The following is a 15,743-nucleotide window of genomic DNA, read 5'->3' as shown; positions in this document are numbered from 1 at the left end:
AAAGATTGCCCAACCATTAGACTGGGCAATCTTTTTATAATATTCGGAGGTTATTTCTTCTTGACAATGAGTCGGAAAAGATTTTTAAAGCCTTGTTTGAGGACAGCGATAAAGCTAGGTGCTTTTCTTAAACTTTCTCGAGGAATTCTTTTTTGAATTTCTTTCAAAGTTATTCGACTTTTTCGACTGGCAAAACGGAAACGTCCATTTTGCTTAGTTCGGATTTCAAAGCGTGGGATGAATTTACCACCGAAGTAGACATCGGCAATCACATAAGTGATTTCATCCCAAGGAATTTGAACGTAGTCTTGCAACTTTGTATCATTGTAAAATTCGAAGGCCTTATCTCCGACCATGATATTTCCGTAAATAGGCCCTTCACGAAACCAAGTTCCCTTAGTTGTGTGAGCCATTTCCGTATTGAGCGATTTAACCATACCTTGCTCCGATTAGAGTACACCAATAATGTGGAGAACAATAGCTAGAACAAAGATACCCAAAATGATAACGATTGGAGAAACTTTTCTCTTAAGAAGGTACATACAGAGGAAAGTCAAACCAAGGGCAGCAAGACCAGGAATCAATTGGTTCAAGTTATCTTGCAATGTTGTCACCTTGTTGGCTTCGAGTGATTTACCAGCAGCTTGTTCTAGGAAGGCTGCTTTAACACCGGCAATACCTTTTGGAAGTTTATCCCAATCGATATAAGCACCTTCTTGTTGTTTAACAACAGAGACAACTGGTGTGAAGGTAATGCTTACCCAACGTTGGATAAGAGAACCGATAACGAACATCCCCATCATTGATGCGCCACGAGTCACTTGTTGAAGAAGGTTACCTGACAAGTCATCTGTGATCGCAGTACCAGCACGGTAACCGAATTCTTGAGTATACCATTTAACGGCAGCTACCATGACGTTCCAGAGAACGAAGAAGACGATTGGGCCTAGGACGTTACCTGAAACAGCCAAACCTGCTCCTAGTGAAAGGAAGATTGGACGAAGGGTAAACCAGAAGAGAGGGTCACCGGCACCTGCAAGAGGTCCCATCATACCGACCTTAACCCCTGAGATAGCAGCATCATCAATCTCAGCACCGTTGGCACGTTCTTCTTCCAAGGCAAGAGTAACCCCAAAGATTGGGTTGGCCATGAAAGGTTGTGTATTAAAGAATTCCAAGTGACGCTTAAGCGCAGCAGCACGGTCTTCTTTAGTTTGATAAAGTTTTTTGATTGCAGGAATAAAGGTGTAAGCCACACCACCATTTTGCATACGTTCATAGTTGAATGAAGCTAAAAGGAAGTATGAGCGCAAGAAAGCTTTGAAACGATCTGCTTTTGTTAATTTAATTTTTGAATCAGCCATTTTCTTTCCTCCTAATTAAAAGTCTTCCAGAATTTCACCGAGGGGATCACCTGATCCTCCATCATTTGAAGAACCATTTGAACCACTAGCTTCAAGTGCAAGGTACATAACGGCAAGACAGAGGCCGATGATACCCAAGCTAATCAAGGTCAATTCTTTGAGGGCAGCCAAAGCAAAACCAAGGAAGAAGAATGGCCAAACTTCACGACTAGACATCATGTTGATAACCATGGCATAACCAACGGCTACAACCATACCACCACCGATTGTCATACCTGATTTTAACCATTCAGGCATAGCTTCAAGACCAGATTGTACGAGGTGTGCAGGAATCAAGAGCAAGAGGAGGGCAGGGATAGCAACACGGAGACCTTGAAGGGCCATACCGATAAAGTGCCATCTTTCAACACCAGCGATATCAGCAGCTTCTGCACGGCTATCCATAATATGAGCGATGAAGACAGTTGCTGTACGGACAACCATTGTCAAGGCAAGACCGGCAACAGCCAAAGGCACCGCAAGGGCGATGGCAGGACCAATTCCTTTAGTTCCTTGACCACCCAAGATAAGGATAATTGTAGAAGCAACAGCGGCAAGTGAGGCATCTGGTGCCATGGCAGCACCAACGTTAGCCCATCCCATAGTAATCAACTGTAAGCTACCACCCAACATTACGCCGAGTTCGAGATGACCAGTAACAAGACCGATAAGGGAACAAGCCACAACTGGCTGGTATGTTTCGATTTGGTCGTTAACTGAGCTACAACCGATGATGAAAGCAACAATTACGACTAAAATAATTTGTACTAAACTCATTTATGCATCCTCCAAAATTATTTCTTCTCTGCTAATTTAGTTTCAGCTGACTTAATCAAGGCATCAACGTTTGCTGGGCTATCACTTGGTACCCCACGAACGTCAAATTTGACACCCAATGATTGCAACTCTTTGATAGCATCCACATCTGTTTGGTCAAATGAAAGAGCTTTAGTAACGTTGACTTTTCCTTCTTTATAAGCTGAAGAACCAAGGTTGATTTCTTTAACATCAACACCTGCTTTAACAGCAGCAAGAGCATCTTCAACAGATTCAAAGAGAAGCATAGCACGTGTATCTCCAAAACGTGGGTCATTGTTTGCTTTAACCATGTTTTTAATTGGGATAACGTGAACTTGAACACCAGATGGAGCGGCTTGTTTAATCATGTTTGTACGAAGTTTATCATGACAAACAGTGTCTGAAACAACGATGATACGGTCTGGGTGAGTTGAGTGAGTCCAACCAGTCGCAACCTGACCGTGGAGAAGACGTGTGTCAACACGAGCCAAAACGTATTTGATTTTTCCATCACCAAGTACTGTTCCTTCAGGAATGGTACCTTTAGGAATAGAAGGTTTAGCGTCGGCTGGTTTAGTGTCTTCTTCAGGAATAAGGCCTTCTGGAAGGACTTTAACGCCTTCTTTTGTTTCCTTATAAATGTTAGCGACAATCTCTTCAACCCCAGCATCAGGAGCTACCATACGTTCCGTATATGCTTGGATAAGCATTGGCAAGTTGAGTCCTGTCACGATAACCATCTTGCGATTAGGATTTTCTTCCTTAATTCGGCTTGCCTGGTTAAATGGTGATCCAGACCAAAGGTCTGCAAGGACTAGAATTTCGTCGTCAGCGTCAAATTGAGCAATGGCATCTTTGAAGTGAGCGTACAAGTCGTCAGGACCTTCATTTGGCATGAAAGTAACCACTTGAACTTTCTCTTGTTCACCAAAAATCATAGAACCTGATTGGTGAATACCTTCAGCGAATTTACCATGGCTAGCAATAATAATACCGATACCCATTAGTGTTCTTCCTCCTTTTATATATTGTTTCTTAGGAATAGAAAAATGATTATTGGTATTAGCATCGATCAGTATGAAATGACAACAATATTTTTTTAGTCCCTCGAAAATTAGAACACTCTAATTATAGGACGTTATCATGAATTTGTCAATGGTTTTCGTAACAAAAGTGTCATATAATTGAAAAAAAACATCAAATTATTGCAAATATACTTTTTTTTCAGACAATAAGTGTTAAATATAGTTTTAAGCTATATCTAACTAGAAGAAATAGGATTAAGAAAAAATGAGATAAATGCTTGTAATAGCTGGTATTGGCTGCTATAACTTCTTCAATCAACTATTTAATGTTAAATCTATAAGAAAAGAGGGCCTCCTTATGTCAGATTTACTAAGTATTTATAAAGAATTGCAAGCAAAAAAATGGGTGGACTTGAGTCACCAAATCAATGCAGAAAGTCCACACTTCCCTGCCCTTCCTGCCTTGCAACAAGAAGACCTCTTCACATTGAAAGATGGATTCCATGTCCAAAAATTTACAGTAGTTGGTCAATACGGAACGCATATTGATGCACCGATTCACTTTGTAGAAGGTGGTCGTTGGTTGGATGAGATTGCTCTCAAAGATCTTCTTTTACCACTCTATGTTATCGACAAGTCTAAAGAAGTTGCTGCGAATCCAAACTTTATCTTGAGCAAACAAGATATCTTAGACTTTGAAGCAGAACATGGACAAATTACTGAAGGGGCCTTTGTCGCTTTTCGTAGTGATTGGTCGAAGCGTTGGCCAGATCAAGATGCTATGCGCAACCTTGATGAAAATGGGGTTCAACAAAGTCCAGGGTGGAGCCGTGAAGCTCTAGAATTCTTGATTCATGAACGCCATGTTAAGGCTGTGGGTCATGAGACTTTTGATACAGATGCTGGTATTCCAGCAGCAGAACATGGCTTGGTTAACGAATACTACCTCTTGGAACAAAACATTTATCAGGTAGAAGTCTTGAATCAATTGGATCAAGTTCCAGCTGTTGGTGCTTTGATTTCGATTGCATTTCCTCACTGGGACAAGGCGACAGGCTCCCCAGTGCGTGCAGTGGCTATTTTACCTTAATCATAAGAAAAAACACCGAAGAAATTTTCGGTGTCTTTTCTTGTTTATAAGAAGAGTTCCTGGAGTTTGCGAGCAACGCCATCCTCTTCATTAGTCCACTCAATTTGTTCGTTAGCGTGGGGGAGAAGAACAGAGCTAGCATTCTTCATGGCATAACCAGTTTTAGCAAGTTCCAACATCTCTGTGTCGTTGTGTTCGTCTCCAAAAGCAATCAGATCATCCGTTGATTTGCGCATGGCCTTAAGTAAGTAGTTTAGGGCGTAGGCCTTGTTTATGCCTTTAGGCGAAAATTCCAAGATATTAAGCGGGCCACCCCAAGAATCAACTTCAATTTCTTCCTTGAAGTCCTTCTTGATGTCATCGGCAAGTTGGTACTTATCCTCATGACGAGTTTGCATAAGGAGAGCGTTAGGGTTGCGCGTGATTTTAGTTGGTTCTAAACGCATAGCCTCAATAATTTTATCAACACCAAAGAGTTGTGGTTGAATACGCTCTGGGTGATTCATAGTGATATAGAAGTGTTTTCGATATTCACTAGCCAGAAAATCCATCTCTAATTCATCATGGCGTTGTAAGAGGCTAATCAGATATTTCTTATCTAATTTAACCGAATGCTCATAAGCCCAGTCTTGGTCTGGAAGATTGGTCAAAGAGCCGTTGAAGGTGATGAGTGGTGTTTCTAACCCTAGTGTTTTGTAATGGTCAATAGCCATACGATAAGGACGACCTGTAGCAATAACAACTTGGTGTCCTTTATTTTGTACATCTTTAATCGTTTTTTGTGTGAATTCTGAAATAGTTCCATCTGGGCGCAAGAGCGTTCCATCAAGATCTAGTGCAATCAATTTTTTTGTCATGTTCCTATTATAGCAAAAATCTGTCCTTTGTTGGTGATTGAGAAAGAGCTTTCTAAGAACGTTCGGTTTTTCATAAGAAAAGTCTCAGGAAATAAACCTTGCACCGTCAAATAATTTCATGTAGAATAGTAATGTTGCATTCTACATGAGAATGTTCCGAAATTATTCGGATTTTGACAATATTTTTTATTAAGGAGTCTAAACTTTCATGGAAAAGTTTTTCAAATTGAAAGAACATGGTACTGACGTCCGTACAGAAGTGACTGCCGGATTGACAACTTTCTTTGCCATGTCTTACATCCTCTTTGTTAACCCAGCGATGTTGGCTCAGACAGGAATGCCTGCACAAGGTGTTTTCTTAGCAACAATTATTGGTGCGGTTGCAGGGACGTTGATGATGGCATTTTATGCTAACCTACCATACGCCCAAGCGCCTGGTATGGGGCTTAATGCCTTCTTCACCTACACAGTGGTTTTTTCTTTGGGTTACACTTGGCAAGAGGCCTTAGCAATGGTCTTTCTATGTGGTGTTATTTCATTGATCATCACAGTAACTAAAGTACGTAAGATGATTATTGAGTCTATTCCAACAGCCCTCAAATCTGCGATTTCAGCAGGTATCGGTGTTTTCCTTGCATATGTGGGAATTAAAAATGCTGGTTTCTTGAAATTCTCAATTAATCCTCATACCTACACTGTAGCAGGTAAAGGTGCTGACATGGCCAAGGCGTCAATTACAGCTTCATCGTCAGCTACACCAGGTTTGGTTGCTTTCAATAACCCAACTGTAATTGTAGGTTTGATTGGTCTTGCGATTGCGATTTTCTTTATTGTTAAAGGTATTCGTGGTGGTGTTCTTCTTTCAATCCTTGTAACGACTATCATTGCTATTTTTGCTGGTGTTGTTGATCTTGGAAGCATTGACTGGCACGCAGCTAGCTTGACATCATCTATTAAAGACCTTGGTCAGGTCTTTGGTGCAGCGCTTGGATCAAAGGGATTGGGATCACTCTTTTCAGACGTTTCTCGTTTGCCTGGTGTCTTTATGGCTATTCTTGCCTTTTCATTGACTGATATCTTCGATACTATCGGTACCTTGATCGGTACTGGTGAGAAGGTTGGTATCATTGCTTCAACAGGTGATAACAACGCATCAAAAGCTCTTGACCGTGCCCTTTACTCTGACCTTGTTGGTACAAGTATTGGTGCCATTGCAGGGACTTCAAACGTTACAACTTACGTTGAATCTGCAGCAGGTATTGGTGCTGGTGGACGTACTGGTTTGACAGCTCTTGTGGTTGCTGTACTCTTTGCCATTTCTAGTTTCTTTAGTCCAGTGGTATCAATCGTTCCTAATGCTGCCACAGCGCCTATTCTTATTATTGTAGGTGTTATGATGCTCTCTAACCTTAAGAGTGTCGATTGGGAAGACTTGTCTGAAGCTATTCCTGCCTTCTTCACTTCTATTTTCATGGGATTCTCATATAGCATTACCTATGGTATCGCAGCTGGTTTCCTTACTTATACTTTGGTCAAAATCGTCAAAGGTCAAGCTAAGGATGTCCACTTTATTATGTGGATTTTGGATATCTTGTTTATCCTTAACTTCATCAGTATGGCTGTGTTCTAAAGCTTGAAAGTTAAAAGTCTGTATATTTGTCAGGCTTTTTCTTTTGCGATTTTTATCTGGAGGAATGTGAGAGAGTTACTATTGGTTAACTTTTGAAACTATAGTAAGTTTTACAAAAACATTTCTAATCTATGAGTGTTTAGCGTGCCCAAAATAAATTAAAAATTAAAATACACATCTTAATTTCTTACTTAAATGATTCAATATTTATAAGTTTCTACTGTATTTTTACAGTGGATTCTAGTCCATATTTTTATTTTTTGATATAATGAGAACATGATTTACAGTCAAAATGAAGAAGAATTGATTAGTATCGGTCAAAAGCTAGGTCGACTGCTCGATTCTGGAGATATAATTGTTCTCTCAGGTGATCTGGGAGCTGGCAAAACAACCTTAACCAAGGGAATTGCCAAAGGTTTGGATATTTCACAGATGATAAAGAGTCCAACCTATACTATTGTAAGGGAGTATGAGGGGCGAGTGCCACTCTATCATTTAGATGTCTACCGCATTGGTGATGATCCAGATTCTATTGATTTGGATGATTTTCTGTATGGTGAAGGTGTGACAATCATCGAGTGGGGTGAGCTCCTAGATGAGAGTCTGTTAGGTGATTATCTCCTAATTTCGATATCTCATCATGGAGATGGACGTCAGTTGCTTTTTGAATCTTTCGGTCCTAGAAGTAAGGAGATTCAGGAGGCAATGGTAAATGGCTGAGCAAGAATTAGTCATTGAGGAAGCCCAAAGAGAGGATGCTGCCTCTCTAGCTCGTTTACTAGAGACTGTAGCCTTAGAATCGGATTTTCTAGCACAAGATGATAGAAGTTCTATACTGAGTGCTGAACAGTTAGCCACTTATATTGAAGGTCATCAACATAGGCTTAATGAGATTTGTTTGGTGGCGAAATTGGGTCATGAGGTCATAGGTGTTTGTAATGTTACCTCGGATCAAGATACTAAGACCAGTCATATTGGTGACGTATTTATTGCGGTTTCTAAACCCTACTGGGGGAATGGTGTTGGCCAGTTTCTTATGGAAACAATGATTGACTGGGCAGATCATACCCCAGCTATCCGTCGCTTAGAGTTGACGGTTCAAGCACGTAATGAGCGTGCGGTTCATCTCTATCAAAAATTTGGCTTTGACATTGAAGGCACTAAGAAACGTGGTGCAAGAACTAAAAATGGAGAATTTCTAGATGTTTACCTTATGGCTAAACTCATAGATTAGGAAAAAACATGAAACTTGGACGAAAAATTTTATTGATGTTGTTGGCGATTTTTGCAACGACAGTAGTAGCTGCTGGTATTTACCTAACGACAACTTATAATTACGCCACAGGCGAATTGTCAAAAACGTTTAGGACTTCTAAAGCAATTTCTGGGAATAGTAAGGCTATTCAACAGACTAAGCCTATAACTATTCTCTTGATGGGGGTAGATACAGGATCCAAAGAACGTAAGGAAACCTGGGAAGGAAACTCTGATACCATGATTTTGGTAACAGTGAATCCTAAGACTAAGAAAACAACCATGACCAGTTTGGAACGTGACCTTTTGACAGATATTGAGGGGTCAGGTGAAGCAAAACTAAATTCAGCATATGCTGAGGGTGGTGCTGACTTGGCTATTTCAACCATTCAAAAGGTTTTAGATATTGATATTGACTATTATGCACTGATTAATATGCAGGGTATGATTGATTTGGTAGATGCTGTTGGTGGTATTGAGGTAACGAATCATTTTGATTTTCCAATTTCGATTGCAGAAAATGAACCAGAATTTCAAGCAAAAGTTGAGCCTGGAACCCATAAAATCAACGGTGAGCAAGCTTTAGTCTATTCACGTATGCGTTACGATGACCCTGATGGTGACTATGGTCGCCAAAAACGTCAACGTGAGGTTATTCAAAAAGTTGTAGCTAAGCTCTTGAAGATGGACTCTATTGGTTCTTACAAGAAAATTTTATCGGCTGTAAGTTCTAATGTTCAGACAAGTATCGATCTTGGTGATACCAATACTTTGCGTAGCTTGATGGGTTATAGTGATGCCCTTAAAAATATTAAATCATACCAATTGGCCGGTTCGGATGCCATGATCAATGGAGGAAGCTATCAAGTAGCCTCCACTGAGGATATTCTTAAGGTGCAAAATCGTATCAAGAAGGAAGTTGGTAAGAAAAAAGTCTCTGAATCTAATCTTAAGACTAGTTTGGTTCTCTATGGTTCTGGTAGCTCTAACTATGGCTCAGATGATTTTGTTAATTCCAAAGGAAGTGTGGCTTCGAGTGAAGTATCTTCAAATTATGAGGCCTGGCCATCTGAGGCAGCAGGTGGTGGATCGGTAAGTACCTACAATGGAGGCACTACCTATAGCAATAACTATAGTGAAAACACTGGTAATTATGTTCAGGAACAAGGTACGACAACCCCTACATACAATAATAATGGATCGGGTGTGACTACTTACAGCACTGTTCCAGCGGCGCAATAAATAAGGTTGGGTGATTCCCAACCTTTTTGCTTTGAAATGATATGGTTATTCCTTGCAATGGCTTTTGAGCTATGCTATAATATAGGAAAATAACGAAAGAGAGGCGGAGTAGAAACTTCGTCTCTTGTGTGTGTAAGGAGGTCATAATGTCGCAAAAAATTATTGATCTCGTGACGGCAGTCGTAGCTCCAGCTATTCCTGAGCCATACGAACTGGTCGATATCGAGTACGAAAAGCTTGGCGGTGACTATGTCTTGTCAGTTTTGATTGATAAGCCAGGAGGTATTACTGTAGAAGATACTGCAGACTTGACTGAAATTATCAGTCCCCTCTTGGATACTATTCAGCCTGATCCTTTCCCGGATCAATACATGCTGGAAGTTTCTAGTCCAGGGTTAGAGCGTCCCTTAAAAACCAAAGAAGCTTTGACAAATGCTGTTGGTCAATATATCAATGTTAGTCTTTACAAGGCTATTGATAAGATCAAGATTTTCCAAGGTGACTTGGTGGCCTTTGATGGGGAAACCCTAACAATTGATTACCTTGATAAGACTCGCCATAAAACTGTTGAGATTCCCTATCAAACAGTTGCTAAAGCTCGTTTGGCAGTCAAACTCTAAAACTCTTAGTGTAAATAAAGAAAGGATGCCAGTTTTAGCCTTTAGAGGCTAAAACAACAAAGAATATGAGCAAAGAAATGCTAGAAGCCTTCCGTGTCTTGGAAGAAGAAAAACACATTAACAAGGAAGATATCATCGATGCTGTGGTTGAATCGCTTAAGTCAGCCTACAAGCGTCGTTATGGTCAGTCAGAATCAGCTGTAGTTGAATTCAATGAAAAAACAGGTGATTTTCAAGTTTATACTGTTCGTGAAGTTGTAGATGAAGTCTTTGATAGTCGTTTGGAAATTAGCTTGAAAGATGCCCTTGCTATCAGCTCTGCCTACGAGCTTGGTGACAAGATTCGTTTTGAAGAGTCAGTCGATGAATTTGGCCGTGTCGCAGCGCAATCTGCCAAACAAACCATTATGGAAAAGATGCGCAAGCAGATGCGTGAAATTACTTATAATGACTATAAGCAACATGAAGGTGAAATCATGCAAGGAACAGTTGAACGTTTTGACCAACGTTTCATTTATGTGAATCTTGGAACGCTCGAAGCTCAATTGTCACGCCAAGACCAAATTCCTGGCGAAAGCTTTAAGTCACACGACGTCATCGATGTTTATGTTTATAAAGTTGAAAACAACCCTAAAGGTGTTAACGTCTTTGTAAGCCGTAGCCATCCAGAATTCATCAAACGTATCATGGAACAAGAAATTCCTGAAGTATTTGATGGAACTGTAGAGATCATGAGCGTGTCTCGTGAAGCTGGTGATCGTACCAAAGTTGCTGTTCGCAGTCATAACCCTAACGTTGATGCTATTGGTACTATCGTTGGTCGTGGTGGAAGCAACATCAAGAAAGTTGTCAGCCGTTTCCACCCAACACGTTTGGATGCTAAGACGGGAATTGAAGTTCCTGTTGAGGAAAATATTGACGTTATTCAATGGGTTGAAGATCCAGCTGAATTTATCTACAATGCTATTGCACCGGCTGAAGTGGACTATGTTCTCTTTGACGAAGATGATAGCAAACGTGCGACAGTAGTTGTACCAGATAACAAATTATCTCTTGCAATTGGTCGTCGTGGACAAAACGTTCGTTTGGCAGCTCATTTGACTGGTTACCGTATTGACATCAAGTCAGCTTCTGAATATGAAGCACTCGAAGCTGAAAAAGCTGAGGCTGCTACTGAGGAAGTTGTTGACGAGATTGTTGCAGAAGATGCTACACCTGTTGAAGTCACAACAGAAGAAGTAACTGAAACAACAGAAGCAGAATAAGAAGAACATAGAGGTGTTTGATGGCTAAAACACGAAAAATACCTTTACGCAAATCAGTTGTCTCAGGAGAAATCATTGATAAACGTGATTTGCTCCGCATTGTAAAAACTAAAGATGGTGAGATTTTCATTGATCCAACAGGAAAGAAAAATGGCCGAGGTGCTTACATTAAATTAGATAATGAAGAAGCTCTCCAAGCTAAAAAGAAACGTGCTTTTAACCATAGTTTCTCCATGGATGTTCCTGAAAGTTTTTATGATGAACTCATTGCTTATGTGGATCACAAGGTCAAAAGAAGAGAGTTAGGTCTTGAATAACACAGAAAAATTGTCAAATATGTTGGGACTAGCACAAAGAGCCGGAAAACTTATTTCTGGCGAAGAACTTGTCATCAAGGCAGTTCAATCAGGACAGGCGAGACTAGTTTTTCTTGCCAACGATGCTGGTAGTAACGTGACTAAAAAGACGACTGATAAATGTAACTACTATAATATAGAAGTCTCCACAGTGTTTAACGCACTGGAATTAAGCATGGCTATTGGTAAACCAAGAAAAACGGTTGCTGTAGTTGATGCTGGATTTTCAAAGAAAATGAGGACTCTTATGGACTAAAGAATAGGAGGACATCACGTGTCAAAGAAACGATTATATGAAATCGCAAAAGAGGTTGGTGTAGAAAGCAAGGTTGTTGTTGCAAAAGCTCAAGAACTTGGTCTTTCTGTGAAGAGCCACTCCTCATCAGTTGAAGAAGCTGATGCTAATCGTATCACTTCAAGTTTAAAAGGGGGAACAGCTAAGGCTGAAAGCAAGCCAGCTCCTAAAGCGGCACCAACTCCTAAAGAGGAAAAGGTAGCGCCTAAGGTTGATAAGGCACCTGTTGCCAAATCAGCTCCAGCTAAAGAAGCATCAAAGGCTGAAGTCAAAGAAGCCCCTGCGACTCCAAAAAAACCACAAAGCCGTAATTTTAAGGCAGAACGTGAAGCACGTGCCAAGGCAGAAGCAGAGCGTCGTCAGAACGGCGGAGGCCGTGACAACCGTAATCGTAACCGAAATCAACAAGGAAACGATCAAGGTAAACGTCAGAATAATGATCGTCGCAACCAAAATGGAAATGGTCAAGGCAACCGTAACAATGGAAACCGCGATAACAATAGTAATCGTGACCGTAATTTCCAAGGTAAACAGCGCAATGATCAAGGTCGAAATAAACGTAACGATGCTGCCCGCAACAATCAGGCAGGTCCACGTATTGACTTTAAAGCGCGTGCAGCAGCCTTGAAAGCAGAGCAAAATGCAGAATATTCACGTCAAAGTGAAACACGCTTCCGTGAAGAAAAAGCTGCAGAGCAACGCCGTGCGAAAGAGCAGGAAAAGGCAAGAAAAGAAAAACAACAGGCTGAAGTCGCTGCTCAAAAAGCAGTTGCTGAAGCTAAGCCAGCTCCCAAACCAGCACCGGCTGCTCAACCAGCTCCAGCTGCGCAAGCACAAGATACACGTCGTAAAAAGGCACGTCCAGATAAATCACGTGATAATCGTCGCGAGAATGAAGATGGACCTAAGCAAACAAGAAATAATAAGTGGAATAATCAAAACCAAGTGAGAAATCAACGAAATAGTAACTGGAATAAAAACAAAAATAAAAAAGGTAAAAATAACCGTGGTAATTCAGCTCCAAAACCAGTAACAGAGCGTAAATTCCATGAATTACCAAAAGAATTTGAATACACTGAAGGTATGACGGTTGCAGAAATCGCAAAACGTATTAAACGTGAGCCAGCTGAAATCGTTAAGAAACTCTTCATGATGGGCGTTATGGCAACTCAAAACCAATCTCTTGATGGGGATACTATTGAGTTGTTGATGGTTGACTACGGTATTGAGGCAACCAAGAAAGAAGAAGTCGATAATGCTGATATCGAACGTTTCTTTGTTGACGAAGACTACCTCAATAAAGATGCTATGGTAGAACGTGCACCAGTTGTTACTATCATGGGACACGTTGACCATGGTAAAACAACCCTTCTTGATACCCTTCGTAACTCACGTGTTGCGACTGGAGAAGCTGGTGGAATCACACAGCATATTGGTGCCTACCAAATTGAAGAGGGTGGTAAGAAAATCACCTTCCTTGATACTCCAGGACACGCAGCCTTTACATCTATGCGTGCCCGTGGTGCTTCTGTTACAGATATTACTATCTTGATTGTCGCTGCGGATGACGGTGTTATGCCACAAACTATTGAAGCCATCAACCACTCTAAGGCTGCTGGTGTTCCAATCATTGTTGCGATTAACAAGATTGATAAACCAGGTGCTAACCCAGAGCGTGTAATCGGTGAATTGGCAGAGCATGGCGTTATCTCAACTGCATGGGGTGGGGATAGCGAATTCGTTGAAATTTCAGCGAAGTTTGGTCAAAATATTGAAGAATTGCTTGAAACAGTTCTTCTTGTGGCTGAAGTGGAAGAACTTAAAGCTGACCCAACAGTTCGTGCCATCGGTACCGTTATTGAAGCGCGTTTGGATAAAGGTAAAGGTGCGGTTGCAACCCTCCTTGTTCAACAAGGTACTTTGCATGTTCAAGACCCAATCGTTGTTGGTAATACCTTCGGACGTGTCCGTGCTATGACCAATGACCTTGGTCGTCGTATTAAGACTGCAGCACCGTCAACACCAGTTTCAATTACTGGTTTGAACGAAGCGCCTATGGCGGGTGACCATTTTGCCGTTTATGAAGATGAAAAAGCAGCTCGTGCAGCCGGTGAAGAACGTGCCAAACGTGCCCTTATGAAACAACGTCAACAAACACATCGTGTTAGTCTTGATAACCTCTTTGATACCCTTAAAGCTGGTGAATTGAAGACTGTTAATGTTATCATCAAGGCCGACGTACAAGGTTCTGTTGAAGCCTTGGCAGCATCACTTCTTAAGATTGATGTTGAGGGTGTTCGTGTTAATGTTGTTCACTCAGCAGTAGGTGCTATCAACGAATCTGATATTACTCTTGCGGAAGCTTCAGATGCTGTTGTTATCGGATTTAACGTTCGTCCTACACCACAAGCACGTCAACAAGCGGAAACTGATGAAGTTGAAATTCGTCTTCACAGCATCATCTACAAGGTTATCGAAGAAATCGAAGATGCCATGAAAGGGATGCTTGATCCTGAATTTGAAGAAAAAGTCATTGGTGAAGCTATTATCCGTGAAACCTTCAAAGTTTCTAAAGTCGGAACAATCGGTGGGTTCATGGTTACTAGTGGTAAAATCACTCGTGATTCAAGTGCCCGTGTGATTCGTGATGGTGTCGTTATTTTTGATGGTAAATTGGCAAGCTTGAAACACTTTAAAGATGACGTTAAAGAAGTCGGAAACGCTCAAGAGGGTGGTTTGATGATTGAAAACTATAACGATATTAAAGTTGATGACGTTATCGAAGCTTACATTATGGAAGAAATTAAACGTTAATTTTGTTAGCTTTTAAGAAAGCTTACTTAGGAGACAAAGCTAGGTCATCTGGCCTGGCTTTTGTTCCATCATAATAAGAGAGAAAGGATGAGACTATGGGAAATTCATTTCGTGTAGACCGTGTTGGTATGGAAATCAAACGTGAGGTCAATGAAATTCTTCAAAAGAAAGTTCGTGACCCACGTGTGCAAGATGTCACTATCACAGATGTGCAAATGCTAGGCGATTTGTCAGCTGCTAAGATTTTTTACACTATTCATTCAACCTTGGCCTCAGATAACCAAAAAGCACAAACTGGTCTTGAAAAGGCTACTGGGACAATCAAGCGTGAACTTGGTAAAAAATTGACCATGTATAAGATTCCGGATTTGACCTTCATTAAGGATGAGTCTATCGAATACGGTAATAAAATTGATGAAATGCTTCGTAATTTGGAGCGTAAAGACTAAGAAAAAATTCCTGTCAGTTATGGCAGGAATTTTGCGTTATAATAGAATAAAAAGGAGGACTTCAATGAAAATAACGGTCTATTTGGGAGCTAATATGGGTGACAGTCCTAGCTTTAAGAAAGCAACAATTGCCTTGGGTCAGTGGATTGCTAAAAATGGGCATACTCTAGTCTATGGTGGCAGTAAGATGGGACTTATGGGAGTTCTTGGTGATACGATTTTGGAAAATGGTGGACAGGCTCATGGGATTATGCCACAATTCCTCAAAGATAGGGAGATAGCTTATGAGGGGTTAACCTCAATGACGATAGTAGAAACTATGGCAGAACGAAAGACTGCTATGCTAGAGCAAGGAGATCTCTTTATCGCACTTCCAGGAGGTCTAGGGACACTGGAAGAAATCTCTGAAGCTATTGCAGCTGCTCGAGTCGGTAAGTTGGACAAACCCTGTGTTTTCTTCAATCTCAATGGCTATTATGATGCTATGAAAATGATGTTAGATACCATGGTTACTCATGATTTTTTGGAGGCTGAAACAGCAGCAAAATTCCTCTTTACAGATGATTTTTCAGAAATTGAAGCTTTCGTCCAGTCTTATGAACCACCTCAATTGAGACGTTATCGGTAGTGTTGCTTTAATTAAAT

The 15,743-nt window shown here is 40.8% G+C and carries 17 protein-coding genes; 12 read left to right on the top strand and 5 right to left on the bottom strand.

Going from position 1 to position 15,743, the window contains the following annotated elements:
• Positions 1-50: 50 nt before the first annotated feature.
• Genes HMPREF2571_RS01940 through HMPREF2571_RS01925 form a run of 4 tightly spaced genes read right to left on the bottom strand, consistent with a single transcriptional unit; the run spans position 51 to position 3,205 of the window.
• Positions 51-437: a DUF956 family protein gene (locus HMPREF2571_RS01940; protein ID WP_013990069.1), complete on the bottom strand. Its 387-nt coding sequence runs from the start codon at positions 435-437 to the stop codon at positions 51-53.
• A gap of 12 nt (positions 438-449) precedes the next feature.
• Positions 450-1,364: a PTS system mannose/fructose/sorbose family transporter subunit IID gene (locus HMPREF2571_RS01935; RefSeq protein ID WP_002886605.1), complete on the bottom strand. Its 915-nt coding sequence runs from the start codon at positions 1,362-1,364 to the stop codon at positions 450-452.
• Between the two features lie 15 nt (positions 1,365-1,379).
• Positions 1,380-2,180, bottom strand: coding sequence for a PTS mannose/fructose/sorbose transporter subunit IIC (locus HMPREF2571_RS01930; protein WP_002886606.1), 801 nt, complete (start codon positions 2,178-2,180; stop codon positions 1,380-1,382).
• Positions 2,181-2,197: 17 nt separating this feature from the next.
• Complete coding sequence (locus tag HMPREF2571_RS01925; protein WP_002886607.1) at positions 2,198-3,205, bottom strand: PTS sugar transporter subunit IIB; 1,008 nt, start codon at positions 3,203-3,205, stop codon at positions 2,198-2,200.
• Between the two features lie 379 nt (positions 3,206-3,584).
• Here HMPREF2571_RS01925 and HMPREF2571_RS01920 point away from each other — a divergent pair, with 379 nt between their 5' ends.
• Positions 3,585-4,316: a cyclase family protein gene (locus HMPREF2571_RS01920; protein ID WP_045001939.1), complete on the top strand. Its 732-nt coding sequence runs from the start codon at positions 3,585-3,587 to the stop codon at positions 4,314-4,316.
• A 44-nt stretch (positions 4,317-4,360) separates the two neighbouring features.
• Here the strand turns inward: HMPREF2571_RS01920 and HMPREF2571_RS01915 are convergent, their stop codons facing one another.
• Positions 4,361-5,173 (bottom strand): Cof-type HAD-IIB family hydrolase, encoded by an 813-nt coding sequence (locus HMPREF2571_RS01915; protein ID WP_014633589.1) that lies wholly within the window; start codon positions 5,171-5,173, stop codon positions 4,361-4,363.
• A 208-nt stretch (positions 5,174-5,381) separates the two neighbouring features.
• Here HMPREF2571_RS01915 and HMPREF2571_RS01910 point away from each other — a divergent pair, with 208 nt between their 5' ends.
• The 11 genes from HMPREF2571_RS01910 to HMPREF2571_RS01860 all read left to right on the top strand — a co-directional run bounded on the left by HMPREF2571_RS01910 (position 5,382) and on the right by HMPREF2571_RS01860 (position 15,726).
• Positions 5,382-6,803 carry an NCS2 family permease gene (locus HMPREF2571_RS01910; protein WP_070847099.1) on the top strand — a complete coding sequence of 474 codons (1,422 nt, stop codon included), beginning with the start codon at positions 5,382-5,384 and terminating at the stop codon, positions 6,801-6,803.
• 276 nt (positions 6,804-7,079) lie between these two features.
• A complete protein-coding gene (tsaE, locus tag HMPREF2571_RS01905; protein ID WP_002883769.1) occupies positions 7,080-7,523 on the top strand; it encodes a tRNA (adenosine(37)-N6)-threonylcarbamoyltransferase complex ATPase subunit type 1 TsaE in 444 nt (147 codons plus the stop codon).
• Positions 7,516-8,037, top strand: a complete 522-nt coding sequence (locus HMPREF2571_RS01900) for a GNAT family N-acetyltransferase (protein WP_014633587.1) — start codon at positions 7,516-7,518, stop codon at positions 8,035-8,037. Before tsaE ends, HMPREF2571_RS01900 begins: the two co-directional genes overlap by 8 nt.
• A gap of 8 nt (positions 8,038-8,045) precedes the next feature.
• On the top strand, positions 8,046-9,299 hold the full coding sequence (locus HMPREF2571_RS01895) for a glycopolymer--peptidoglycan transferase LytR (protein WP_070847097.1): 1,254 nt from the start codon (positions 8,046-8,048) through the stop codon (positions 9,297-9,299).
• Between the two features lie 146 nt (positions 9,300-9,445).
• A complete protein-coding gene (gene rimP / locus HMPREF2571_RS01890; protein ID WP_002883745.1) occupies positions 9,446-9,919 on the top strand; it encodes a ribosome maturation factor RimP in 474 nt (157 codons plus the stop codon).
• Positions 9,920-9,984: 65 nt separating this feature from the next.
• A complete protein-coding gene (nusA, locus tag HMPREF2571_RS01885; RefSeq protein WP_002886615.1) occupies positions 9,985-11,184 on the top strand; it encodes a transcription termination factor NusA in 1,200 nt (399 codons plus the stop codon).
• A gap of 20 nt (positions 11,185-11,204) precedes the next feature.
• Positions 11,205-11,501: an RNase P modulator RnpM gene (rnpM, locus tag HMPREF2571_RS01880; protein ID WP_002883779.1), complete on the top strand. Its 297-nt coding sequence runs from the start codon at positions 11,205-11,207 to the stop codon at positions 11,499-11,501.
• On the top strand, positions 11,494-11,796 hold the full coding sequence (locus HMPREF2571_RS01875) for a YlxQ-related RNA-binding protein (protein ID WP_002883776.1): 303 nt from the start codon (positions 11,494-11,496) through the stop codon (positions 11,794-11,796). Before rnpM ends, HMPREF2571_RS01875 begins: the two co-directional genes overlap by 8 nt.
• A gap of 18 nt (positions 11,797-11,814) precedes the next feature.
• Positions 11,815-14,649 carry a translation initiation factor IF-2 gene (gene infB / locus HMPREF2571_RS01870; RefSeq protein ID WP_070847095.1) on the top strand — a complete coding sequence of 945 codons (2,835 nt, stop codon included), beginning with the start codon at positions 11,815-11,817 and terminating at the stop codon, positions 14,647-14,649.
• 95 nt (positions 14,650-14,744) lie between these two features.
• A complete protein-coding gene (rbfA, locus tag HMPREF2571_RS01865; protein WP_002883798.1) occupies positions 14,745-15,098 on the top strand; it encodes a 30S ribosome-binding factor RbfA in 354 nt (117 codons plus the stop codon).
• A gap of 64 nt (positions 15,099-15,162) precedes the next feature.
• Positions 15,163-15,726: an LOG family protein gene (locus HMPREF2571_RS01860; protein ID WP_013990078.1), complete on the top strand. Its 564-nt coding sequence runs from the start codon at positions 15,163-15,165 to the stop codon at positions 15,724-15,726.
• The last annotated feature ends 17 nt before the right edge of the window (positions 15,727-15,743 follow it).

It is taken from the genome of Streptococcus sp. HMSC068F04 (assembly GCF_001837455.1).
GTDB lineage: Bacteria > Bacillota > Bacilli > Lactobacillales > Streptococcaceae > Streptococcus > Streptococcus salivarius_D.
The sequence above is the reverse complement of the archived record's forward strand: the minus strand, read 5'-3'. Positions and strand labels throughout refer to the sequence as shown.

What these genes read in the sequence shown, in the direction of transcription:
- tsaE (WP_002883769.1), top strand. Translation starts at nt 7,080, where the DNA reads ATGATTTACAGTCAAAATGAAGAAGAATTGATTAGTATCGGTCAAAAG.
- HMPREF2571_RS01930 (WP_002886606.1), bottom strand. Translation starts at nt 2,180, where the DNA reads ATGAGTTTAGTACAAATTATTTTAGTCGTAATTGTTGCTTTCATCATC.
- nusA (WP_002886615.1), top strand. Translation starts at nt 9,985, where the DNA reads ATGAGCAAAGAAATGCTAGAAGCCTTCCGTGTCTTGGAAGAAGAAAAA.
- HMPREF2571_RS01925 (WP_002886607.1), bottom strand. Translation starts at nt 3,205, where the DNA reads ATGGGTATCGGTATTATTATTGCTAGCCATGGTAAATTCGCTGAAGGT.
- rnpM (WP_002883779.1), top strand. Translation starts at nt 11,205, where the DNA reads ATGGCTAAAACACGAAAAATACCTTTACGCAAATCAGTTGTCTCAGGA.
- rbfA (WP_002883798.1), top strand. Translation starts at nt 14,745, where the DNA reads ATGGGAAATTCATTTCGTGTAGACCGTGTTGGTATGGAAATCAAACGT.
- HMPREF2571_RS01860 (WP_013990078.1), top strand. Translation starts at nt 15,163, where the DNA reads ATGAAAATAACGGTCTATTTGGGAGCTAATATGGGTGACAGTCCTAGC.
- HMPREF2571_RS01940 (WP_013990069.1), bottom strand. Translation starts at nt 437, where the DNA reads ATGGTTAAATCGCTCAATACGGAAATGGCTCACACAACTAAGGGAACT.
- HMPREF2571_RS01900 (WP_014633587.1), top strand. Translation starts at nt 7,516, where the DNA reads ATGGCTGAGCAAGAATTAGTCATTGAGGAAGCCCAAAGAGAGGATGCT.
- HMPREF2571_RS01895 (WP_070847097.1), top strand. Translation starts at nt 8,046, where the DNA reads ATGAAACTTGGACGAAAAATTTTATTGATGTTGTTGGCGATTTTTGCA.
- HMPREF2571_RS01915 (WP_014633589.1), bottom strand. Translation starts at nt 5,173, where the DNA reads ATGACAAAAAAATTGATTGCACTAGATCTTGATGGAACGCTCTTGCGC.
- HMPREF2571_RS01910 (WP_070847099.1), top strand. Translation starts at nt 5,382, where the DNA reads ATGGAAAAGTTTTTCAAATTGAAAGAACATGGTACTGACGTCCGTACA.
- HMPREF2571_RS01935 (WP_002886605.1), bottom strand. Translation starts at nt 1,364, where the DNA reads ATGGCTGATTCAAAAATTAAATTAACAAAAGCAGATCGTTTCAAAGCT.
- HMPREF2571_RS01920 (WP_045001939.1), top strand. Translation starts at nt 3,585, where the DNA reads ATGTCAGATTTACTAAGTATTTATAAAGAATTGCAAGCAAAAAAATGG.
- rimP (WP_002883745.1), top strand. Translation starts at nt 9,446, where the DNA reads ATGTCGCAAAAAATTATTGATCTCGTGACGGCAGTCGTAGCTCCAGCT.